20 protein-coding genes are annotated in these 22,046 nt (G+C 48.2%); 7 read left to right on the plus strand and 13 right to left on the minus strand.

What is annotated here, in order from left to right; genetic code table 11:
* Positions 1 to 46: 46 nt before the first annotated feature.
* Positions 47 to 3,790, minus strand: a complete 3,744-nt coding sequence (gene recB / locus H591_RS0109740; protein WP_022966763.1) for an exodeoxyribonuclease V subunit beta — start codon at positions 3,788 to 3,790, stop codon at positions 47 to 49.
* Positions 3,787 to 7,272 carry an exodeoxyribonuclease V subunit gamma gene (gene recC, locus H591_RS0109745; RefSeq protein WP_022966764.1) on the minus strand — a complete coding sequence of 1,162 codons (3,486 nt, stop codon included), beginning with the start codon at positions 7,270 to 7,272 and terminating at the stop codon, positions 3,787 to 3,789. Before recC ends, recB begins: the two co-directional genes overlap by 4 nt.
* Positions 7,273 to 7,495: 223 nt before the next feature.
* Here recC and H591_RS0109750 point away from each other — a divergent pair, with 223 nt between their 5' ends.
* From H591_RS0109750 to H591_RS0109770, 5 genes are all read left to right on the plus strand, one after another.
* A complete protein-coding gene (locus H591_RS0109750; protein WP_022966765.1) occupies positions 7,496 to 8,824 on the plus strand; it encodes an OprD family porin in 1,329 nt (442 codons plus the stop codon).
* Between the two features lie 140 nt (positions 8,825 to 8,964).
* On the plus strand, positions 8,965 to 9,279 hold the full coding sequence (locus H591_RS0109755) for a DUF883 family protein (protein ID WP_022966766.1): 315 nt from the start codon (positions 8,965 to 8,967) through the stop codon (positions 9,277 to 9,279).
* Positions 9,280 to 9,282: 3 nt separating this feature from the next.
* The gene (locus tag H591_RS0109760) at positions 9,283 to 9,651 is read left to right on the plus strand and encodes a phage holin family protein (protein WP_022966767.1); all 369 of its coding nucleotides are present in this window, start codon (positions 9,283 to 9,285) and stop codon (positions 9,649 to 9,651) included.
* A complete protein-coding gene (locus H591_RS0109765; RefSeq protein ID WP_022966768.1) occupies positions 9,648 to 9,989 on the plus strand; it encodes a hypothetical protein in 342 nt (113 codons plus the stop codon). The genes H591_RS0109760 and H591_RS0109765 overlap by 4 nt, the downstream gene beginning before the upstream one ends.
* A gap of 50 nt (positions 9,990 to 10,039) precedes the next feature.
* The gene (locus H591_RS0109770; protein WP_022966769.1) at positions 10,040 to 11,371 is read left to right on the plus strand and encodes a deoxyguanosinetriphosphate triphosphohydrolase; all 1,332 of its coding nucleotides are present in this window, start codon (positions 10,040 to 10,042) and stop codon (positions 11,369 to 11,371) included.
* A 54-nt stretch (positions 11,372 to 11,425) separates the two neighbouring features.
* Here the strand turns inward: H591_RS0109770 and H591_RS15200 are convergent, their stop codons facing one another.
* The 8 genes from H591_RS15200 to aroC all read right to left on the minus strand — a co-directional run bounded on the left by H591_RS15200 (position 11,426) and on the right by aroC (position 17,390).
* Positions 11,426 to 11,758 carry a lipopolysaccharide assembly protein LapA domain-containing protein gene (locus H591_RS15200; RefSeq protein WP_022966770.1) on the minus strand — a complete coding sequence of 111 codons (333 nt, stop codon included), beginning with the start codon at positions 11,756 to 11,758 and terminating at the stop codon, positions 11,426 to 11,428.
* Positions 11,759 to 11,799: 41 nt separating this feature from the next.
* The gene (gene ihfB / locus H591_RS0109780; RefSeq protein ID WP_022966771.1) at positions 11,800 to 12,078 is read right to left on the minus strand and encodes an integration host factor subunit beta; all 279 of its coding nucleotides are present in this window, start codon (positions 12,076 to 12,078) and stop codon (positions 11,800 to 11,802) included.
* A 351-nt stretch (positions 12,079 to 12,429) separates the two neighbouring features.
* A complete protein-coding gene (gene nfuA, locus H591_RS0109785) occupies positions 12,430 to 13,011 on the minus strand; it encodes a Fe-S biogenesis protein NfuA (RefSeq protein ID WP_022966772.1) in 582 nt (193 codons plus the stop codon).
* A gap of 130 nt (positions 13,012 to 13,141) precedes the next feature.
* A complete protein-coding gene (gene mtnC / locus H591_RS0109790; protein ID WP_022966773.1) occupies positions 13,142 to 13,825 on the minus strand; it encodes an acireductone synthase in 684 nt (227 codons plus the stop codon).
* The gene (locus H591_RS0109795; protein ID WP_022966774.1) at positions 13,822 to 14,373 is read right to left on the minus strand and encodes a 1,2-dihydroxy-3-keto-5-methylthiopentene dioxygenase; all 552 of its coding nucleotides are present in this window, start codon (positions 14,371 to 14,373) and stop codon (positions 13,822 to 13,824) included. Before H591_RS0109795 ends, mtnC begins: the two co-directional genes overlap by 4 nt.
* A gap of 46 nt (positions 14,374 to 14,419) precedes the next feature.
* Positions 14,420 to 15,043, minus strand: a complete 624-nt coding sequence (locus H591_RS0109800; RefSeq protein ID WP_022966775.1) for a methylthioribulose 1-phosphate dehydratase — start codon at positions 15,041 to 15,043, stop codon at positions 14,420 to 14,422.
* Positions 15,027 to 16,232 carry an MFS transporter gene (locus H591_RS15205; protein WP_022966776.1) on the minus strand — a complete coding sequence of 402 codons (1,206 nt, stop codon included), beginning with the start codon at positions 16,230 to 16,232 and terminating at the stop codon, positions 15,027 to 15,029. Before H591_RS15205 ends, H591_RS0109800 begins: the two co-directional genes overlap by 17 nt.
* 66 nt (positions 16,233 to 16,298) lie before the next feature.
* Positions 16,299 to 17,390 (minus strand): chorismate synthase, encoded by a 1,092-nt coding sequence (gene aroC, locus H591_RS0109810; protein WP_022966777.1) that lies wholly within the window; start codon positions 17,388 to 17,390, stop codon positions 16,299 to 16,301.
* A 158-nt stretch (positions 17,391 to 17,548) separates the two neighbouring features.
* On the opposite strand from aroC, the gene H591_RS0109815 reads away from it, so the two are divergent.
* Positions 17,549 to 18,346 carry a hypothetical protein gene (locus tag H591_RS0109815; RefSeq protein ID WP_022966778.1) on the plus strand — a complete coding sequence of 266 codons (798 nt, stop codon included), beginning with the start codon at positions 17,549 to 17,551 and terminating at the stop codon, positions 18,344 to 18,346.
* A 44-nt stretch (positions 18,347 to 18,390) separates the two neighbouring features.
* Here H591_RS0109815 and prmB read toward each other — a convergent pair whose 3' ends face one another.
* The 3 genes from prmB to icd all read right to left on the minus strand — a co-directional run bounded on the left by prmB (position 18,391) and on the right by icd (position 21,246).
* Positions 18,391 to 19,284: a 50S ribosomal protein L3 N(5)-glutamine methyltransferase gene (gene prmB / locus H591_RS0109820; RefSeq protein WP_022966779.1), complete on the minus strand. Its 894-nt coding sequence runs from the start codon at positions 19,282 to 19,284 to the stop codon at positions 18,391 to 18,393.
* A gap of 54 nt (positions 19,285 to 19,338) precedes the next feature.
* Positions 19,339 to 19,896, minus strand: coding sequence for a Smr/MutS family protein (locus tag H591_RS0109825; RefSeq protein ID WP_022966780.1), 558 nt, complete (start codon positions 19,894 to 19,896; stop codon positions 19,339 to 19,341).
* A 96-nt stretch (positions 19,897 to 19,992) separates the two neighbouring features.
* Positions 19,993 to 21,246, minus strand: coding sequence for an NADP-dependent isocitrate dehydrogenase (gene icd, locus H591_RS0109830; protein WP_022966781.1), 1,254 nt, complete (start codon positions 21,244 to 21,246; stop codon positions 19,993 to 19,995).
* A gap of 326 nt (positions 21,247 to 21,572) precedes the next feature.
* On the opposite strand from icd, the gene H591_RS0109835 reads away from it, so the two are divergent.
* A complete protein-coding gene (locus tag H591_RS0109835; RefSeq protein ID WP_022966782.1) occupies positions 21,573 to 22,016 on the plus strand; it encodes an NUDIX hydrolase in 444 nt (147 codons plus the stop codon).
* Positions 22,017 to 22,046 lie beyond the last annotated feature (30 nt).

Consider the following 22,046-nt stretch of genomic DNA (forward strand, 5'->3'; position numbering starts at 1 on the left):
TTGGCTGATCCGTGCTCTCGCCAAAGAGTTGTCCTTGTTCAATCATTTACTGACCCTCCAGCGTATTAGCTTGAAATAGCAGATCCAACGTTTCGATCAGCTCACGTGGCGGTCGTACTTGGTGTAAACCTTGGCTTGTGTTTTGTGCACCGCGTAAGAACATGTACACTGCACCGCCAATGTGTCGGTCATAGTCGTAATCAGTAATGCGTAATTTCAACAGTCGGTGCAAAGCCAGTACATACAACACATACTGCAAGTCATAGCGGTGGCTTAATACGCAGGCATTCATCGCCTCAACACTATAATCGGCATGGTCGACGCCGAGCCAGTTGGATTTATAGTCAATCACGTAATAGCAACCGGCATGCTCAACCACCAAGTCAATAAAGCCTTTAAACATGCCGTTTAAACGCTCACGCTCCAAATAAGGGCGCTCGGCACCGGGCAAAATATACTGACGGACTAAACGATCCAATTGCACCGTATCAACATTGTTGGTGGAAAACCAAAACTCCATTTCCGCTTGGTATTGCTTCAAGTTAGACAGCACCAGTGGCGTATCGGCCGCAACGACAAAAGCACATTGCAAGTAATCACTGAGCCAAGGCCAGAGCAGATCACTATAGGTTTCAAAACCATAGGACTGGCAACGAGTTTCAATCAAGTGCTGGGCTTTTTCTGGTTGTTCCAGCACCGCTGCAAAACCTTGCTCTGCAGCCCATTCCAATAAGCCATGCAAAAAGGTTCCAGGCTTTGCACCACGCGGAAAACTATGCAGGCCAAGCGGATCTTCTCCAGTATTCTGAGTGGCCGGTACGCTTGCCGCCGCATCGTAATGCTCATCATCACTGATGTTTTGGGCAAAGGGACTTTGTGGTGCTAAATCTTCGACCCGCTCACGGGTTTGTTGCGCCTCTTCAGGGGCTTGGGCGCTTAAGCGTAAAGCACTGTATGAGGCAATCCACCAGTGTTCACGGGTGCGCCGCTGCGCAATACGCCACTGTGCGCTAAAGGCTGTTGCCGCACTATTGGCACAGTTGGCATTCGGCTCTGGTGCCACAGCAATATGACCGACTTGCGCCAAGTCTGCAGACTCTTGTAGCGCTTGGCTGTAATCAGCAAACCAACTGCTCAGTGCTGCACTGCTGGCCAAGGGTTGCGCATTATTCAGCAAATAACCGATGGCGCTGTGATGCAAAATAGATGCTTTGCCCTGTCCTTTCTTTAAATCAGCCATGCCAATCCAGCAGGCATGACGGGCACGGGTCAAGGCAACGTAGAGCAGGCGCAAATCCTCACCCAACCGTTCCTTTTCTGCTTGCTCTAAATGCTGTGGGTCGGCATGCAGAATCAGTTTGCGCTGCTGGTCTTCTTGGATCATGAAAGGCTTTTTGCCATCTTGCGCACGAAATCCGCAAATAAAGGGTAGAAAAACTAAAGGGTATTCCAAACCCTTGGATTTATGGATGGTCACTACGCGCACCAAGGACTCGTCACTTTCCAGTCGCAATACTTGCTCTTGTGCGCTATCGGCTTGACCGGCGCAGGCCGTTTGTAGGTAGCGAAGCAAAGCAAATTCGCCGTCCAGTTCGCGGGCTGCATGTTGTAAAAGCTCTGCCAAATGCAATAGGTTAGTCAGTGCTCTTTCACCATCTGGGCGCTGTACTAAACGCTGCGGCAGTTCAAAGTCATGCATCATTTGCCGTAGCATCGGCAGCACACCTTGTTTGTGCCAGCGCTCTAAATAGGCTTTAAACTGCAAAACGCGTTGTTCCCAAAGCAACTCATCTTGGTTAATTCGTTCCAGCTCGCTGAGCGGTAATGCAAAGGTGCTGGATGCCAAGGCTGCTTTCAGAGCGCGTTCATTGTCCGGTGTTAAACAGGCCAATAGCCAAGTCAACATATCCTGGGCTTCTTGGCTGTCGAACACAGAGTCTTTATCGGATAAATACACGCTGCGCACATTGCGCTGCGCCAAGTGTTTGCGCATGGCTTGCGCTTCACGTAGGTCGCGCACCAGCACCGCAATATGGTTAGGCTGCAGTGATTGCAGTTGCCCTTGCGCGTTTTCAAAGCCAGCCTGTTGCTGTTGCCCAAGGTTTAGTAAACGGACAATTTCTGTAGCGCTACTGGCGGCCATTGCTTCGATGTATTGATCACGCGAAATGGGTTCATCAGATTCGACTAGCCATGCGCTCAAGGCAGGCTGTGTCTGCCCTTCGACCCGCCACTGCTCTTTACGACCTTGCGCATGCACCGGGGTAAACGGTAAATCATTGCTGTCTTGCTGCTTAAATAAAAACGCACCACGACTATTCGCACGGTCTTCTGCCAAGTTAAACAATTGGTTCACCGCAGCGACCATAGCCGCACTGGAGCGGTAGTTGGTATCTAAGTTGTAATGCCGCCCTGTGGTGGCGCGCCGTGCATACAAATAGGTATGGATATCCGCACCGCGAAAGCTGTAGATCGCTTGTTTGGGGTCGCCAATTAAAAACAAGCCACAATCGCTACGGTTATCCGCAATGGAATAAATACTGTCAAAAATGCGGTATTGCAAAGGGTCAGTGTCTTGAAACTCATCAATCATCGCAATAGGAAACTGCAGACGAATCACTTCCGCCAAGCGCTCTCCACTCGGGCCTTGTAGAGCCTGATCTAAACGGGTCAGCATGTCGTCAAAACCCATTTCCGCACGCTGTTGTTTTTCTAGATTAAAACGCCGTTTAACCCAGTGCGCTGCATGCCATAGCGCCTGCTCATCTAAAGCAAAAGTCAGCGCATTAAGCTGATCAGGCAAGCTTTGCATGGCCAGCAGCGCGGGGTGCTGTGGTACCGCGCTGGTGTCCTTCCACGCCTCATGTAAACCATCAGGGGTTAGCCGAGTAAAGCCTGTGCCAAGCTCTAATTTCTGCTGTGTAGCGTCGCTCGCCCATGTATTGATTTTATCGAACCATGGGGCGTAATAGCGTTTTTGGATTTTACTGCCATTAACGGCTTTTGCTGCCACTGCTTGATCAAGAATATCGCCCAGCTCTTGCGTCCAAACAGGCCAAGGGGCTTTAAGTTCGGCTAAAGTTTGTTGCTGCGCTTGAATACCGCTGTCCAGCAGTTCGTTAAGCGATTGCTGACGATCAGTGGCTATGGGCGCGCTGCTTTGCGCATGCAATAAAGGTTGGATTTTGCTTTGTAAAGCTGAAGGCTGCTGCCAATGCTCGAGTGTCCACAGCACATTATTACCTTGCAGTGGATAACAGTGCTGGCGCCAATAGTCTTTCACGACTAAGGCCAGTAAATCACTGTGATCGGTTTCTAAGGTTTGCGTAAAGAGACTGCCGCTATCAAAGGCATGCTCGCGCAGCATACGCTGGCACCATGAGTGAATGGTCGAGACCGCAGCCTCATCCATCCACTGCGCAGCTTGGTCGAGACGCTGTGCGCAAGCGGCCCATTGTTCTTGGGGATAGTCTTCACGCAACTGATAGAGCAAGGCATCCGGCTCGCTGATTTCATCGCGAAACACCTGCGATGCCTCAACCAACTTGGCGCGAATGCGATCACGCAATTCTTGTGTTGCCGCATCGGTAAAGGTCACCACCAAAATCTCCGGCGGGAGCAATGGCCGATTGAAGGCCGCCTCGTTATGCTCGCCATGCTGCAAGATTAAACGTACATATAAAGCGGCAATCGTATAGGTTTTACCTGTACCGGCACTGGCTTCAATTAAGCGGCTGCCATGCAAAGGAAAGGTTAACGCCAGCGGCTGAGTGCTCTCAAGATGACTCATGACGGCTCTCCTTCGCGGTCAAGCGTGGTAATAGATGCATTCGCTAATGCGCCATACAAAGCCTCTGCCCAATAACTAAACTGTCCATCGGCTTGCAGGTCGGCAAAGGTTGGGAATTGCCGCGCTAAGGCGGAGTTATTCTGCACTTCACCGGAAATGTTATAACCGCCTTCATAAATAGCTTTGGCTTTATCATCTGATTGAGTCTTTAAAAAATTCATCGCAGTTTTTAATGCGACTGACAGCGGTGCGTCTAAGCCTTGCTGCCATGCAGCCAGCCAAACCTCGACAATTTGCTGCGCTTCTAGAGTGGCTAGACTGGCAAAAGCAATGCTACTTTCTTGAGCAATCACAATGGTTTGCATGGAAATGCCGGTCGCATTGCTCAGCACATGCTCAACCCAAGGCCTTAGCAAACGATGCCAGCGTTTATCCTTGCCAACATTGATTTTTCCAGGCAGTAACTCAATTCGCGCATACTCGCTGTCTTGGCTTTCCTCCACTGCCGGTCGGCGCAATCCACTCAACCAGCCCTCGAGTTGTATCAGTCCGACACTGGCCTCAATAATGCGTGGGTTATCTTCTTCGTGAGGCCAGACTTGGCAAAATTTTCGATAGTCTTCAAGCTGTGACAACAGCGGCTCAACCAGTTCAGCTCGAGCCTGCTCCCCAAAAGCGCACATAGGTAGCGCACCACTACGTTGCAGCTTTTCACTGTGCAGTTGTAGTACTTCGGTTAAATTTGCCTGGCTATCGGCATGTTGTCCTGCAGTTAGCAATTCATGTTGCAAGCTGAAGCGCTGTAAACCATCTAAAGCAAAGGGCTCGTCTTCAAACACCTCAAGCTCATTTTGATCAAAATACACCTTGAGCCGCTCGTTAAAGAAATATTGCACTGGGTTGGCTAAAAAACGTTGCAGCATTTGTGGGCTGATCTTGCTGCTTGGAACAAAACTGGCAAGCTCAGTCAATGAACTCGCATCCACAGCAGTCTGATGCAGCGCCGCCCACTCATGCGCGTAAGTGAAAAGCGCTGAGGACCCTTGTTTCGCGTCATGCTCGCGCCCAGAAAAATAGTGCTGACTGAAGGGCTGAAGTGGATGCACAGTGGTCAAGGCGCCTAACACTGGCCGCTCATCAACCATTCGCCAGCCACTGCGCAAATGATCGCGTAACTGTGCAACCAAGACGGAGGGTGGTCGTTCGCTGTTGTCATGCACACTGCGCCCTACCCAGCTGATGTAGAGCTTTTCTCGAGCGGAGAGCAATGCTTCTAATAGTAGATAACGATCGTCCTCACGGCGCGAGCGGTCGCCTGGGCGATAATCACTGCCCATCAAATCAAAATCTAAAGGCGCTTGCACCCGCGGGTAATCACCGTCATTCATGCCGAGCAAACACACCATGCGAAACGGAATGGCGCGCATCGGCATCAGCGTACAGAAATTCACTGAGCCAGCTAAAAAACGCTGACTTAAATGATCTGCCTCGATATAACTGAGCCAAGCTTCACGCGCGACCGTCAGTGGTAAGGCTTGCGTCAGTTCAGCTTGCTCGCACAATGCGTACCATTGTTCACAACCATCCCGTAAACGCTGCATCAGCAGGTATTGGGCATCATCTTCAACTAAGAAAAACTGTTCCAGTAAGGCAAAAAACACCTCGCGCCAATCACTATAGCTGTGCTGTGTAGACAGTTGCTGGTGCAGCGCTTGCAAGGCGTCGAGAAACTGCATAAATGGACCGATTAACGCAGCATCCAGACCACCCACTTCATCATATGGCTGAATCCCGGCAAAGGCGTCGCTGTCGCCCATTGCGTAACCTAGCAGCATACGCTGCAAGCCAAAATCCCAGGTGTTCTGTGACAGTCCCTGTGGTACTGAAAAATTCTCACGGTGCTCAGCACTTAAGCCCCAACGTACACCAGCACCAGTCAACCAACGCTGCAAGATTGGCAAATGTGTTTCATCAATGGCAAAGCGTGCGCGCAGTGCTGGCACATCCAACAGACTCATAATGTCAGTGACGGTGAGGCGCGACTCTGGCAATGCCAACAAGTGATCCAGCGCGATCAGTAACGGCTCACTGCTACGCTCAGCTTGGTCTGCCAAAGTAAAAGGAATATAACGCAAATCATCCCGTGCATATTGACCAAACACAGCCTGAATTGACGCCGCATAACTGTCGATATTAGGCACCATGACAATGATGTCGCGCGGCTTCAAACTAGGGTCTGCATTAAAATGCGCAAGCAATTGATCGTGCAGAATTTCCACTTCACGTTGCGCGCTGTGCGCAATATGAAAACGTAACGATTGATCCTCCACGTTGAGTGCTGGCCAAGTGGCTTGTGTTTCAGCCAGTGGTCGCAAGTGCAAAATGTCATTATGCAACTGCTGCAACAGGGTCTGCGTCTGCCCTTCTTCGAATATATCAACGCGCTGGCCATGACTTTTAAACTGCGCTTGATAGCTGTCCAGTTCATCATATTGATCCAACAAACTGATGTAATCACGCCCCTGCTTCCCCCATGCTGCTAGCAAAGGATGGGCGAACTGATGCAGTTGTTCTACCGATAAAACTTCTGGAAAGCCCGCTTTGCGGCCTTGCCGACGGTACTCATGGCGCAGCAATTGTTTATCTTCAACAATATCGGCCCAGTGGTATTGGCATGGGTTATGAACGCAGAGCATCACCTGGCTAAAACGGCTGATGGCAGCGAGTGCCTCAACCATTTGTGCGGGTAAAGAAGAAATTCCGAACACAATAATGCGCGGAGGCAAGCCTGCGGGGACGTGCTCTAAGTTTTTCATTGCTGCAACAAAGCGCGGATGCACGGCGGCACGGCTACTGTGCATGACGTCCTCACCAATATCAGCAATCAGTAAGCGCCAAAGTTCGGCTTGCCAGGCGATGGTTTGTGTTTGTCCTTCAGCTTTCTCGGCGCTCATGCTGGGTTGACCATCAAGCTGGCGCAGTTGATCAATGCCCTCAGCCCAATCCTTGAGCCAGTCCGAGCGGTAGACTTGATATTGATCGAATAAGTCAGCTAAGCGCTCCGCCAGTTGATAGCACTTACGTAGATCAGCATCGTCACTTAAAAAACGCTGCAAAGGTGCAAATACCGGCTGATCGATAACGCTGGGCAGCAAGCGCATCAAGCGCCAAGTCAATGGTTCTTTATCAAAAGGAGAGCTTTGCGCAATGGTCTCTGAGCCCAGTACTTTACGGTAGGTTTGCCATAAAAAACGTGCCGGCAAACCAACATCCAAACCGGCAGCAATCCCACAACCATCATCTGCTGCCAATGCCAGTTTAAGCCACTGAGCAATACCATTGCTTTGCACCAAAATGATTTCGTTTTCTAACGGCTGCAAAGGATTGATTTTGCTCCACTGCACAACTAAGTCACGAAGCTGTTCTAAATGGTTGCTGTGCGCAATGATAAATCCCGGCTGCAATCCTTGTGATTCTGACATGCTAAGTTCCCGAACAAATTTGTCATAGTGTGCCATTTTGCTGCGACAATTGGTGTCGTTTAGTTTTTTTAAAAGCTGTTATACAGTCGTATCGTTGCACTTTTCTTGATTGGTTTTATCGACCATTGTCTAAATGACCCTGCAGTCATAGACGTGGTCTAGTTCGCTCGTCACATCTTATCTATTTGACCGACCTTATCCGCACACCCGGAGAACTACAATAATGAAATATAGTCCGTTAGCACGATCGATCAGCTTAGGCACCTTAGCTGTTGCGCTAAGCCTACCAATTGCAGCACAAGCTGCTTTCATCGAAGACAGTAAAGCCAGCTTAGAGCTGCGCAACTTTTACATGAATCGCGATTTTCGTAACTCCAACGACGGTACAGGAGTTAAGAATCCAACTGTGACTGGAAAAGCACCAGCAGAAAGCCGTAGTAAAAGTGAAGAATGGGCACAAGGCTTCTTACTGCGTTATGAGTCAGGCTTTACTGAGGGTACTGTCGGCGTGGGCGTGGATGCTTATGGCTTTACTGGCCTGAAGCTTGACTCGGGCGGCGGAACTTCAGAAACAGGTTTACTTCTACCGAGAGATAACAAAGGTGATGTGCCAAGCAGCTATGGCGAACTCGGCGCTGCGGCCAAATTCCGCATCTCTGAAACCACGCTGCGTGCTGGTACATTGATGCCTAAACTGCCTGTTGTTTCTGCTGGCGATTCGCGTCTGTTACCACAAACCTTCCAAGGTGTGCAGCTAACCAGCTTAGATGTCAGCAATTTAACGCTGAACGCCGGTCAACTGGAGCGCGATAACCAGCGCAACTCGACTAACAATGAAGCAATGGCCATCAGCCTGCATAACGGCAAACGTGACACCTCGAAATACAGCAAGTCCAATGCAAACGTTAGCAATAAATTTGATTTCTTTAGTGGTTCTTACAAGTGGAATGATCAACTGACTACTGGTTATCACTTTGGTAAATTAGATGGCGTTTACAAGCAGCACATTGTGAATGGCGTTTTCACTCTACCGATTGCTGAAGGCCAGTCACTAAAAGCTGATTTGCGCTATGCGAAAACTTCTGACGATGAAAGCAGCGGCATTGATAACAAAGCAATTTCAGGCATGTTGACCTATCAGTTAGGTTACAACAGCTTTGGTTTGGGCTATCAGAAAATGTCAGGTGATACCGGTTATGCCTACCTGCTGTTAACTGACCCACACCTCGTCAACTACATACAAGTTCGCGACTTCGCTGCTACTGATGAGAAATCATGGCAAGCACGTTATGACTATAACTTCGCAGGCCTTGGTATTCCTGGCCTCAACCTGATGACACGCTATGTTAAAGGTAGCAATATCTACATGGGTGCCGGACAATCTCGTGGTAATGAGTGGGAGCGCGATACCGATATCGGTTATGTATTCCAAGAAGGCCCTTTGAAAAACTTGGGCGTAAAATGGCGTAACTCTACCGTCCGCTCTGATATCAGCGTGGGTAAAGTTGATGAAAACCGTCTAATCGTCAGCTACACCATTCCATTGTTGTAAGCCAACTCAGTTGTAATAAATAAACCCGCTCACAAGGCGGGTTTATTTATTTAAAAATAGCGTATGCTGAAATTGAACCACTTGCCGTTAAATGAGTTCTAAATAAGGCAAGCATTAATTTATTATGGAGAATATCAATCATGGCTAAAAAACCAACAGCAGCAGGTAGTGAGCAACTACTCAGTGAGTTCAAAGCATTAGTATCTGATACTGAACAATTACTGCAGCACTCTGTAGAGCTGACGGGCGATAAAGCTGAAGCGCTCCGCGGTCAGATTAATACCAGCTTACAGCGTGCACGCCAAGCACTTGGCTCCACCGAGCAAGCGCTTCTTCAGCGCGGCAAAGAAGTGCTCAGTGATGGTGAAGAATATGTACGTGAGCACCCTTTGCAATCCTTGGCAATTGGTGCAGGCGTTGGCTTCTTGTTAGGCCTTTTGGTGTCTAGGCGCTAAGGTATGACAGATCACAATTTTTCAGACACCTCGCGGCGCTTAGGCGCTGCGACTCTGGATTTACTCAGCGATCATGCCGAGTTATTTGCACTTGAGTTGCAAGAACAAAAACGCCACAGCAGTCAGCAGTTGATCTGGCTTGGAATTACCGCTGCCTGTGGTTTTATGTTGTTTTTGCTGCTCAATGGCTTATTAATTATGTCGCTCTGGCCACACTATGAACACAAACTGCTGATCGCTATGTCAGCCTTTTACGCCATTGCTGGTGGTTTGTGCATTTGGCGGATGAAATCGGCACAGAGCCGAGCGCAAGCGCCCTTTAGCGCGAGTTTACAAGAGCTTAAAAACACTAAAGAGCGATTGTTGCCATGAGTATAAAACAGCATAAAGATGATCCTATTGCCTTGCGCAAACAGCTGATCCAAATGCGCCTTGAATTGAATCGTCAAAAAATCCGCCATGAAAGTTTAGTGTTGCTTGAGCCGGTAGAAAAACTTCGCAACTTCAAGCAGCGCTTCACCCAAGGCTCCACGCCTTTACTGGTGGTAGCTGGAGTAACCCTAGTTAGTTTTTTTCTGACCCGAAATCGCCAATCAAGTGGCAACTTTTTACCTATAGTGAAAATTGCAGCCAGCCTGCTCCCTTTACTTATGGCGTCCTCCGCGACAGAAGCAGACACAACGGCGCCGCAAACTGATAATCTAAAATAAATGCACTGTGTATCGGTGCATCTCTAGAACTAACAGGTTGAGGGCGCTCAGTGGATTGGCATCAGTTATTAAATCGCGAACGTTTAGGTAAAACCTCTCACAGCACAGAAGAACTTGGCCGTAGTCCTTTTCACAAAGATCACGATCGTATTATTTTCTCTGGTGCCTTCCGTCGTTTAGGCCGTAAAACACAAGTACACCCAGTCTCCAGTAACGATCATATCCATACTCGCCTCACCCACTCCCTAGAAGTTAGCTGCGTCGGCCGCTCACTGGGTATGCGCGTGGCGGAAATGATTCGGCCAGCGTTACCGCAGTGGTGTGAATCCAGCGACTTAGGCATGATTGTGCAGTCGGCTTGCCTGGCCCATGACATTGGTAACCCACCCTTTGGTCACTCTGGAGAAGATGCTATTCGGCACTGGTTTCAGCAGGCCGCCAACAATGGTTGGCTCGATGATATGAGCGAAGCTGAACGTGCTGACTTTTTAAACTTTGAAGGCAATGCGCAAGGTTTCCGAGTTCTGACTCAGCTTGAGTACCACCAGTTTGATGGCGGCATGCGTCTGACCTACGCAACCCTAGGCGCCTTCTCTAAATACCCGTGGAGCTCCAAACACGCCAGCGCTCAAGGCTATAAAAAGCATAAGTTTGGCAGCTATCAAAATGAGTTACCGCTGTTAGAACAAATAGCCAACAAGCTAGGAATTCCCAAACTTGATGACGAGCACTGGGCACGCCACCCTCTGGTTTATTTAGTCGAAGCTGCTGATGATATTTGCTATGGTTTAATTGACTTAGAAGATGGTGTGGAAATGGACCTACTCGACTACGCAGAAGTCGAGGCGCTATTACTCGATTTAGTCGGTGATGACCTGCCTGAAACCTATCGACTGCTTGGTCCTAAGGATTCGCGGCGCAGAAAGCTGGCTATCTTGCGCGGCAAGGCCATCGAGCACCTTACCAATGCTGCGGCTCGAGCCTTTGTTGAACAGCAGCCTGCGCTGATGGCAGGCACTCTAGAAGGCGATTTGGTCGCACACATGCATGGCCCGGCTAAGACTTGCGTGCTGAACGCCAAGGCGCTCGCGCGTGATAAGATTTTTAATGATAAACGTAAAACCCTGCATGAGATCGGCGCTTACACCACATTAGAGATTTTATTAAATGCCTTTTGTGGCGCAGCGCTTGAGCAGCATACCCAGGGCACTTTGTCTTTCAAAAATCGACGGATCTTTGATTTGCTTGGCCATGCCGCGCCGCAGCCTGACTGGTCGCTGTATAAGTCATTTATGCGCATCATTGATTTTATTGGCGGGATGACTGACAGCTATGCCACGGAAATGGCGCGTGAGATGACTGGACGCTCCAGCCCTATGTAGTCGTTTGCAAGCTAAGCAGCGCTCGTTATTGGCGCAGTTTAACTGTGATGATGACTAAGCTTTAGGCAGCTCTTCAACAGCCTTAACTGACACTGCTTGCTCTGCCGCTTGCAGTGTTTCAATCTTCTGCTCGCAGGCACGCAGTTGTTTAACTTGCTTATTATAGCGCATGCGCATGCGCTGGTGTGGCCACCACGACAGCAACGGGCCGAGAACTAAACCTAAAACAAAAGCGCTCATGACATACAGCGCTATCGGCAACTCAGGTGTTTGCCAGCCAAAAAACAATAAACTCATTGGTGTACGGTTTTCTAGGGTGAAAAAAACCACCGCAGCAGCCAGCGCAACAGCAATAATCAATACTAATAAACGTTTAAAACTTTGCATAAAACCCTCTGCATGCGGCCAGACAATAACTAGGCCGATGGCTAATCATTGACTCGATCGCGTAACTCTTTACCTGGTTTGAAATGTGGCACATATTTACCTTCAAGCTCAACCGCTTCTCCTGTTTTAGGATTGCGGCCTAATCGAGGGGCTCGGTAGTGCAATGAAAAACTTCCGAAGCCGCGAATTTCAATTCGCTCTCCAGAAGACAATACTTGCGTCATATGTTCCAACATAGTCTTAACTGCCAACTCAACATCTCGTACTGACAGTTGCTCTTGTTGATCAACAATACGCTCGATTAATTCGGATTTGTTCATTATTTTCCCTTTTTTATCAAGCAGCTAGCAGGTTTTAGCATGCTTGCAGTGCTTTGAATAGGGGCAACTTATGAAATCACAAAAGAATGTGCGAGGAGTAACCTTTTAAAACAAAAAAACCGTTAACAGCTTATGACTGTTAGCGGTTTTTTTAAGGTCTCAAGACATGAAGAATTAAGACAGATAAGATAAATAAACTAAATAAGTCAGGATCATCCAACTTAATAGCCAGCATGTTTAAACATACTCAAAAGCTTTTGCAGGGTAATGTTCAAGCTTTTTCACACTGATCATTTTATGCTTTCACCGGCACTTGATCTATTTGACCAAAGTCCTGTGCGCAAGCCTTATTTAATAGTATGCATTCTCGGTGATACTGTGGTCTGTTACATCACGCACACCCTTAACCTCAGGAATACGTGCCATCAAGGTTTTCTCGATGCCTTCTTTCAAGGTGTAATCGGCTTGACCGCAACCTTGGCAACCACCACCAAATTTCAGAATCAGCACACCGTTATCGATATCAATCAGACTGACCTCTCCACCATGGCTGGCAAGCCCTGGGTTGATCTCGGTCTGTAGATAGTAGTTGACACGGTCAGACAGCGGACTGTCTTCGCTGACCATTGGCACTTTGGCATTCGGCGCTTTAATCGTTAACTGGCCACCCATGCGGTCGGTTGCATAATCAACCACAGCGTCTTCAAGGTATGGCTCACTTAAAGCATCAATCCAAGCAGTAAATGCTGGCAAGACCAAAGGCGTGTCCTCTGGCTTTTGTTCTTCAGGTTTGCAATACGCAATGCAGGTTTCTGCGTAAGTGGTACCTGGCTGGGTAATAAACACACGAATACCAATGCCTGGGGTATCTTGGCCTTTTAAGAGGTCGCCTAAATAAGCTTGTGCTGCTTCGGTAATATTAATCGTACTCATGGTAACTCCTCGCAATCATGGCTGTAGTGTACGCTAGTTCACCCTTGCGAATAAAGACCTAGTAAAGCAGTCAGGTAAAATTAAGCACTGAAATAAGCAGCTCTACTGCTCTATCCGCGCTCGCTAGCGCCTAAAAAGCTGCAGGATCAATCTCGGCAAAGCTCACAACAGTGGTGTGTCCAGCAAGAACACCTTGAGCGCGTGCTAAGCCGCAGGTATGCATTGCGCTGGCTCGTGCTGCATCCAGTTCCTCAACGACATCCGATAGAAATAAAATCTGCTCGGCAGGTAAACCAATCGCTTGGGCGATGCGCGTGTAAGAGTCCGCTTCACGCTTATGCCCAGAGGTGGTATCAAAGTAGCCAGAAAACAAAGGGGTTAAATCGCCAGCTATTGAGTATCCAAAGATAAGTTTTTGCGCCTGCACGGAGCCTGATGAATACACATACAACTGATAACCCTGTTGTTGCCATGCCTGCAGCGCTGCCACGGCATCAGGATAGACATGCCCTTTGATTTCACCACTGGCATAGCCTTGCTGCCAAACCAGACCCTGCAAGGCCTTCAGTGAGGTGGCTTTAACATCATCGGCCATCCACTGCGCCAAGATGGCGATCACCCGTTCTACATCAGCATACGGCTCCTGCGCCTCATCGCGCACTGCTTGCAGCAGAGCTGACTGCGGGTCTTGCTTTGCACAATTGCGTACATAGTCTGGTAGATGCTGTTTGGCATAGGGGAATAACACCTCAAAAACAAAAGCAATTGAGCTGGTAGTGCCTTCAATATCGGTCAAAATAGCCTTGATAGTCATAGTAAATCATCCAAAGTCGGGTATTGCTGAGCGATTTTGTCACCACTGAACTGAGCAACCCAACCTTCTGGATTATTAAACAAACGCAAAGCAGTAAAGCGCGGATGCTCACCCATATCAAACCAATGTTTGCTGCCTGCTGGCACTGAGATTAACGCGCCTTTCTCACAGAGAACGGCATACACATGTTGATCGATATGCAGACTAAACAAACCACGTCCCGCAACAAAGAAACGCACTTCATCTTCGCTGTGGACATGCTCATCGAGAAATTTAGCGCGTAACTCATCTTTCTGCGGGTGTTTTTCATCAAGGCTAATGACATCCACCGCAACATAACCGCCTTCTTGCTTTAAACGGGCAATATCATCGGCGTAAGCGGCGATCACTTCGTCTGCTGAAGAAGTTGCATTGATCGGCTGATTCGCCTGCCAATGCTCAAAGCGCACGCCGACTTGAGCTAAGGTGCTGCTGATGTCTTCTACATGGTTCAACACTTTAAGCGCTTGCTTAGGCTGGCTGGTGTGGTACACAAACAGTTGACTCATAGTTTTCACTCTCGATATAAAATTTAATAGATGCGTTCAATGCCAGTTAGCACTGCACCATACAGGCGCGCACCTTTAACTCGCACTCTAATAAAAACTCAAAGGCTTCAATTTGTCGAAGTGCATCGGCCATCGAAGCACCCCAAGTGTATAAACCATGACCGCGAATTAAGTAGCCTTGGCAATCAGGGTGGTTATCCAGCCACGCTTGTACTTGCTGAGCCAAGCGATGCATATCCTGATCATTGGCAAATATTGGCACCAGAAGTGGCTGTTCATGACTGCTGATACCAGCAAAGGCTTTTTGTAACTCGTAATCGGTAAACTCAATCGCAGCAGCGTGTTCAATCCGTGATAACACTGTGGCATTGACTGAGTGCGTGTGCAAAACAGCTTGGATATTGGCTTGCCAGTTATACAGTTGGGTGTGCAATAAAGCTTCTGCTGAGGGTTTCTTATTAGGCTCTAGACTTTGCGCTTGCAAATCAGTGGCAAGAATATCCTCTACACTCAACTGGCCTTTATGTTTGCCCGATACGGTCAACAATACTTGGTCAGTAGACAGTCGCGCCGAGTAATTGCTGCTGGTTGCCGGCGACCAACCGCGCGCATATAAAAACTGTCCGGCTTGAATAATCTGTTCTGTGAGTTGTTCACGGGTGAATGTCATCATTGCGCCCTTTGTTAAATTCTAATCGAGGGTTATCAAGGCCTCTTAAGCCAAATAGCACCAGTACTGCGGCGAGCAAAGCGAACCCACTGGCCAAAGCGAAGGTCATCCCAGCACCCAAAGGCTGCCATGTGTAGCCTGCATACAAGGCACCTAAAGCACCACCTATGCCAGAAAATGAAACATATAAGCCTTGCCCCTGCCCTTGCTTTTCTGCAGAAAAATAACGTTGCACAAAATGAATGGCTGCTGCATGAAAACTACCAAACGTTGCACCATGCAGAATTTGTACAAACAGCAACACCAGCCAGGAGTCCGCGTAAAACCCGAGTAACCACCAGCGTAACGCTGCTAGAAACAAACTGGCGACAATGATTTTTGTTAAACCAATGCGTCGCAGCAGCCATGGCATGATCACAAACAAGCCAATTTCTGCCAGTACACCCAGCGCCCAAAGCCAGCCAATAATGGCGCGCGAATAATTTAAGTCAATCAGGTGCAAAGTCAGAAACGTGTAATACGGACCGTGCGACAACTGCATTAAAGCAACGCCGACTAAAAAAACCACAATAGGCACTGTGTGCCTGACTTTAGGGCGATGGTTTGTGCTGATATCGTCACTGGCCGCAGCAGCTCTTGGCGCAGGCTGCTCAGGCACCCAGAAACTACTTAGGATAATACCCGCCATGACCACTAAAATAGCCCATGGGTAATAATCCAAGCCGACTTGATCAAAGAGATAACCAAAGCCAACCACCACGCAAATAAAGCCTACCGAACCCCAAAGTCGTAGCTGGCTGTAGCGCTCACTTTGCGAACCCAGATGATCTAGCGTAATCACTTCAAACTGAGCCAAAATCGCATGCCAGAAAAACGCATGCAGCACCATAATCAGGGCCAGCCAAGCAAAGCTTTTACCCATAAAAATCAGGGTAAAGGACAGCATCGTGCAAATTGCACCAACACGCACAATAACTAAGCGCTTTTGCGTGCGATCCGCCAGCCAAGCCCATAAGTTAGGGGCAATGCAGCGCATCAGCATCGGGATAGCAATCAACTCGCCAATGCGTGCTGCGGAAAAGCCTAGATGATCAAAATACAGCGCGATAAAAGGTGCGATAGCGCCGAGCAAGGCAAAATAGAAGAAGTAAAAACCTGATAAACGCCAATACGGCAGGCTTGTGCCCATAATTTAAGTTTGCCTCAAAACATGACTGCGTGAGTCAGCGCAATCATGTCGCTATCAACATAGGTGTTAGAGCTGAGCCAGAATCGGGGTATTGACCTGCACATCAGCATTTTGCCCGCGATGACGCAGTAAATGGTCCATCAAAACAATGGCCATCATGGCTTCAGCAATAGGTGTCGCACGAATACCAACACAAGGGTCGTGGCGGCCTTTGGTGATCATCTCAACAGGCTGTCCATTGACATCGATTGAACGACCAGGCGTGGTAATGCTTGAGGTCGGCTTTAAGGCTAAATGGGCAATGATTGGCTGGCCTGAAGAAATGCCACCTAACACGCCACCGGCATGGTTCGAGATAAAACCTTCTGGGGTCATCTCGTCACGGTGCTCTGTGCCGCGCTGGGCAACACAAGCAAAGCCTGCACCAATCTCCACACCTTTCACCGCGTTAATGCTCATCAACGCATGGGCTAAATCAGCATCCAGTCGATCAAAGACGGGCTCACCTAAGCCTGGCATCACGCCTTCTGCAACCACGGTGATTTTTGCACCCACCGAGTCTTGGTCGCGACGCAGTTGATCCATATAAGCTTCAAGTTCGGCAACTTTGTCTGGATCAGGGCTGAAAAAAGCATTGTCGTGCACGGCATCCCAGCTTTTAAAAGGAATTTCGATTGGACCGAGCTGGCTCATATAACCACGCACGATAATGCCTTGAGTGGCCAAGTATTTTTTCGCAATCGCACCTGCGGCTACGCGCATGGCTGTTTCACGTGCAGAGCTACGGCCACCGCCACGGTAGTCACGTAGTCCGTATTTATGGTGATAGCTGTAATCGGCATGAGCTGGACGGAAAATGTCTTTAATGGCCGAATAATCTTTGGATTTTTGATCGGTATTGCGAATCAACAAGCCAATTGGGCAGCCGGTTGTCAGCCCTTCAAATACACCCGAAAGAATCTCGACTTGATCCGGCTCTTGGCGTTGTGTGGTATGACGGCTGGTGCCTGGCTTGCGTCGATCTAAATCGTCCTGTAAATCTTCAGCGCAGAGCGGCAAGCCTGGAGGGCAACCATCAACAATGGCAACCAGAGCTGGGCCATGGCTTTCTCCAGCGCTAGTAACAGTAAAAAGCTTACCAAAAGTATTGCCGGACATACACTCTGCTCCGAAATCTGTAAAATAATTGCGCAGTATACCTGCACCCTGCTGATTCTGGCACCTTGGATTATACTACGGTGGCGCTTAGCCACCCTAAAGAGCACGTATGTTGTGCCGATACTGCAAGTAATATCTTTTTGACGAAGTGATTTAATATGACACTTTCTGCCACTGAATCTGTGCTTGAAACGCCGAATACAGATACTGAGACTGAGGTTAAAATCGAGCACCCTTGGCGCAGCTTAGAGTCTGAACGTTTTCAGGTTGTGCGTTTGAATGCCCTACCTGCAGACCGTGAAACAGGCTTGAGACCCTTACGGTTTATCAGTCTAGGGCGTGTTGAACGACACAGTGAATCTGAAAGTTTGTTGCGCTTAGTCGTCAGCTTGCCAGGACAAAGCATCCATAAAGAAATAAATACGCTTGAAGTGTGGGCTGATCATAAGCAACAGCAAATTCATATTAATCCTGACTTTCCTTTGCGCTGCGATCCAGCCAATCGAGGATTAGGACGCTTTCTACTCGCACAAGCAGCATTGTGGGCAGGTAAGCGTTGGAGTTTTTATACTGTTGCCAGTCAGCCATTATTGATTAAATACGCACCCAACGATGCCGCACGCTTACGCCGCGATCATGCATTACAAGCGCAGGGGTTTAGCGTCACTTATGAAGATGCTGTGCAAATGCGTGCGGTTTGCTCAGTTGGTCGTGTTAGTCAGCTGCATAACGACTGGAATGACAATAAAGTTTCTCTCATTAGTGCAATAGACAGCGCAACCATGCTGCAGAATGCTGATCAAAACCTAAATGAGCAAAATGTTTTAATTAAAAAACTGAATGAGCGTATTAATCGATTAAAAAGCGAAGACAGCACGCTACGATTTACAATTTCCATGCTGGCTATTTTCGCCGTTTTCCAAGCTGCGCTACTGATCTGGATTGCTACGCGCTAAATCACCTAAACCTGTACGCTCCAAGCCTAGACGATTTAAAAATCTTACATATTATTTAAGGCTTCACACTGCTGCGCAGTTAAGGCTAAAACTGCGGTATCGTTATGCGAATGTTCCAGCCAAATAAAATCAGTGTCAGGATACACTTCAGTTAAACGCTGCTGATGCTCGCCCACCTCAATGACCAGCAAACCTTTATCGGTGAGATGCTGGCTCGATTGCTGCAGGATTTGTTGGATAAACTCCAAACCATCATTACCCGCATGGCTGCTCTCTTGCGGCTCATGCTGAAATTCACGCGGCAATTGCGACCATGCATCTGCTTGTAAATAGGGTGGCTTGCATACAATTAAATCAAAGCGCTGCGCGCGCAAGTCAGCAAACATATCGCTGCGGTGAGTGAATACGCGCTGTTCAAGCTGGTGCAAGGCAATATTTTCTTTGGCAACCTGCAAAGCATCCTCAGAAAAGTCAACCAGCATCACTTCGGCATCGTCAAATTCAATCGCACAAGCAATGCCAAGACAGCCAGAGCCTGTGCACAAATCTAAAATCCGTAATGGCGTTTTCATCAGCCAAGGGGCGAAGTGTTGCGGTATTAATTGAGCTAAAGGCGAGCGTGGAATCATCACGCGCTCATCAACTTTAAACGGTAAACCGGCAAACCAGGCTTCACCTAGCAAATAGGCCGCTGGAATCCGTTGCTCAATACGCTTTGTTAAAATATTTTGCACGATGGCATGCTCGTCTGCATGCAGGTTGCAATCCAGATACTTATCGTGCAGTTCATAGGGTAAATGCAAGCTGCCCAACACTAAGGTGCGTGCTTCTTCAAACAGACCGTCACCATCAGGCTCAAAAAATAACTGTGTCTGCTTAAACTGACTCATTGCCCAGCGGATATAATCACGCAGTGTCGCTAATCCTGAGTTACTCACCGACCTTCCCCGTATATTTTTGTTTGTGCGATTTATCGCGCAACCTTTGGCTTGTTATTCATCACGTCCGTCGAGCATATGGCGTTTCAACAGTACATATAATGCACCGGCTCCGCCATGCTTGGCTACGCAAGAGGTAAAGCCGAGTACTTTATCATGCTGACGTAGCCATGTATTGACGTGACTTTTGATCATCGGCTTTTTACCGTCAAGACGCGCTGCTTTACCATGGGTCACTCGTACACAGCGTATTTCAAGACGTAAGGCTTCCTCAAGGAATTCACGCAGCGTATTACGCGCCACTTCAACACTCATACCATGTAAATCTAAGCTGCCTTCAAAGGCGATCTGACCTGCTTTCATCTTACGTAGCTGGCTGTCTTGTACGCCATCACGCGCCCAGTACAGCATTTCCTCAGCACCAACATCTATAACGAACTGATCCGATAAACCATCAACAGTGGTAGTGGTAATCGTCTGTTGCGCATTTTTGCGATGCATACGCTGTACGGCACGATCAGGCTTAGCTTTGCCAACATCGGCGTGATCAACATGGATACGACGCACGCCTTGCATTTGCTGAGCAAATAAAGATTGTTCATCATCTGGCATAACGCCCTCCTCATCTCGTGCTGCATTGTACCCGTATTCGTTTAAGACAAACAAAAACGCCCCAATTAAGGGGCGTTTTTTAAGCGAGAGCTTTGATTACATTTTAGCAATCATTGCATCGCCAAACTCAGAGCAAGATAACAACTCAGCGTCGTCCATCAAGCGTTCAAAGTCATAGGTCACAGTCTTAGCAGCGATAGCACCGTTGATGCCGTCGATAACTAAGTCAGCGGCTTCAGTCCAGCCCATGTGACGCAGCATCATTTCAGCAGAAAGAATCAATGAACCTGGGTTCACTTTATCCTGACCTGCATACTTAGGTGCAGTACCGTGCGTTGCTTCAAACATTGCAACGGTGTCAGACAGGTTAGCACCTGGAGCGATACCGATACCGCCAACCTGTGCAGCAAGTGCATCAGACAGGTAGTCACCGTTCAGGTTCAGAGTTGCCATTACATCGTACTCTGCTGGGCGCAATAGAACCTGTTGCAACATCGCATCAGCAATACCGTCTTTAACGATAATGTTTTTGCCAGTGTTAGGGTTCTTGAACTGCATCCAAGGGCCGCCATCAAGTAGTTCTGCACCGAACTCATCACGTGCTACTTCGTAGGCCCAATCTTTGAAAGCACCTTCGGTGAACTTCATGATGTTGCCTTTGTGCACGATGGTCAGTGAATCACGATCGTTATCAACAACATACTGCAGTGCTTTACGTACTAAGCGCTTAGTACCTTCAAGTGATACTGGCTTAACACCAATACCGCAGTTTTCAGTGAAGCGGATTTTAGTAACGCCCATTTCTTCAGTGAAAAACTTAATTACTTTTTTCGCTTCTGGAGTGCCCGCTTGCCACTCAACACCTGCGTAGATGTCTTCTGAGTTTTCACGGAAAATCACCATATCAGTGTCTTGTGGACGCTTAACTGGGCTTGGTACACCAGTGAACCAACGCACTGGGCGCAAGCAGACATACAGGTCTAGCTGCTGACGTAGAGCAACGTTCAACGAACGAATACCGCCGCCAACTGGCGTTGTCAAAGGACCTTTAATAGAAACAACGTAGTCACGAACTGCGTTCAGAGTTTCTTCTGGCAACCAAGTTTCTGAATCATAAACCTGTGTTGCTTTCTCACCCGCATAAACTTCCATCCAGGAAATTTTGCGCTTACCTGCGTAGGCTTTCTCTACTGCAGCATCAACCACTTTGATCATTACAGGGCTGATATCAACACCAATTCCATCACCCTCGATGTAAGGAATGATTGGATTGTTTGGTACATTTAAAGTCATATCTGCATTAACGGTGATTTTGTCACCGGCTGGCACTTGGATCTTTTGGTATCCCATGCTGGACTCCGTCATTTACGTGGTCTTTAAAATCTGTCACGCGTGTGGCCTGACAGCAATAATTCTAACTTAAGTGGCATATATGACCCCAGTGTTACTCAAAAAGTCACACATGCTGCTTAACTTCAGCGTTCTTAACGCTTTGGTCCGCTCTTTGCAGGGCGTACTATACACTCTTTAAACGATCATTTAACAGATTACTGCAGCCAAACTATTCATTCGCAGCAGTTTTTTCTGTGTCTAATGTCGCGTATTTTCGAACAAATTGCATGAATATGCAGTCTACAACCGAATATTGCTGACACTTGCACTTGGAAAGGTTTGCCATGCCACGCTTCACCCCGCACATCACTGTTGCCACGGTCATCGAAAAGGATGGTCGCTTTTTATTCGTCAAAGAACACGCTGAAGAACGTGTTGTATTAAACCAGCCTGCGGGCCACTTAGAAATGGACGAAAGTCTAATTCAGGCTGCAATTCGTGAAACTTTAGAAGAAACCGGCTGGGATATTGAGATTACCCAGCTGATTGGCATCTATCTTTACACTGCGCCAAGCAATAACGTCACCTACCAGCGTGTGTGCTTTGCCGGTCGAGCTCTAGCGCAGCGTGAAAACCATCAATTGGATGAGGGCATCATTGCTCCGGTTTGGCTTTCACGTGATGAGCTTATCGAGCAACAGGCGTTATGGCGCAGCCCGATGGTATTACGCTGTATTGATGATTATTTAGCCGGAGAGCGTTTTTCTCTCGAGCTGTTGAAGGCTTAACCCTTGTCTATGCTGGATTCTCCAAAACAA

Origin of the sequence: Denitrificimonas caeni DSM 24390 (assembly GCF_000421765.1) — a bacterium.
Taxonomy (GTDB): domain Bacteria; phylum Pseudomonadota; class Gammaproteobacteria; order Pseudomonadales; family Pseudomonadaceae; genus Denitrificimonas; species Denitrificimonas caeni.

Coding starts and splice junctions, on each gene's coding strand:
- H591_RS0109755 (WP_022966766.1), top strand. CDS start 8,965: ATGGCTAAAAAACCAACAGCAGCAGGTAGTGAGCAACTACTCAGTGAG.
- recC (WP_022966764.1), bottom strand. CDS start 7,272: ATGTCAGAATCACAAGGATTGCAGCCGGGATTTATCATTGCGCACAGC.
- H591_RS0109800 (WP_022966775.1), bottom strand. CDS start 15,043: ATGACATTCACCCGTGAACAACTCACAGAACAGATTATTCAAGCCGGA.
- H591_RS0109760 (WP_022966767.1), top strand. CDS start 9,283: ATGACAGATCACAATTTTTCAGACACCTCGCGGCGCTTAGGCGCTGCG.
- H591_RS15205 (WP_022966776.1), bottom strand. CDS start 16,232: ATGGGCACAAGCCTGCCGTATTGGCGTTTATCAGGTTTTTACTTCTTC.
- H591_RS0109765 (WP_022966768.1), top strand. CDS start 9,648: ATGAGTATAAAACAGCATAAAGATGATCCTATTGCCTTGCGCAAACAG.
- recB (WP_022966763.1), bottom strand. CDS start 3,790: ATGAGTCATCTTGAGAGCACTCAGCCGCTGGCGTTAACCTTTCCTTTG.
- H591_RS0109750 (WP_022966765.1), top strand. CDS start 7,496: ATGAAATATAGTCCGTTAGCACGATCGATCAGCTTAGGCACCTTAGCT.
- mtnC (WP_022966773.1), bottom strand. CDS start 13,825: ATGACTATCAAGGCTATTTTGACCGATATTGAAGGCACTACCAGCTCA.
- H591_RS15200 (WP_022966770.1), bottom strand. CDS start 11,758: ATGCAAAGTTTTAAACGTTTATTAGTATTGATTATTGCTGTTGCGCTG.
- nfuA (WP_022966772.1), bottom strand. CDS start 13,011: ATGAGTACGATTAATATTACCGAAGCAGCACAAGCTTATTTAGGCGAC.
- icd (WP_022966781.1), bottom strand. CDS start 21,246: ATGGGATACCAAAAGATCCAAGTGCCAGCCGGTGACAAAATCACCGTT.
- ihfB (WP_022966771.1), bottom strand. CDS start 12,078: ATGAACAAATCCGAATTAATCGAGCGTATTGTTGATCAACAAGAGCAA.
- aroC (WP_022966777.1), bottom strand. CDS start 17,390: ATGTCCGGCAATACTTTTGGTAAGCTTTTTACTGTTACTAGCGCTGGA.
- H591_RS0109825 (WP_022966780.1), bottom strand. CDS start 19,896: ATGCCAGATGATGAACAATCTTTATTTGCTCAGCAAATGCAAGGCGTG.
- H591_RS0109815 (WP_022966778.1), top strand. CDS start 17,549: ATGACACTTTCTGCCACTGAATCTGTGCTTGAAACGCCGAATACAGAT.
- H591_RS0109795 (WP_022966774.1), bottom strand. CDS start 14,373: ATGAGTCAACTGTTTGTGTACCACACCAGCCAGCCTAAGCAAGCGCTT.
- H591_RS0109835 (WP_022966782.1), top strand. CDS start 21,573: ATGCCACGCTTCACCCCGCACATCACTGTTGCCACGGTCATCGAAAAG.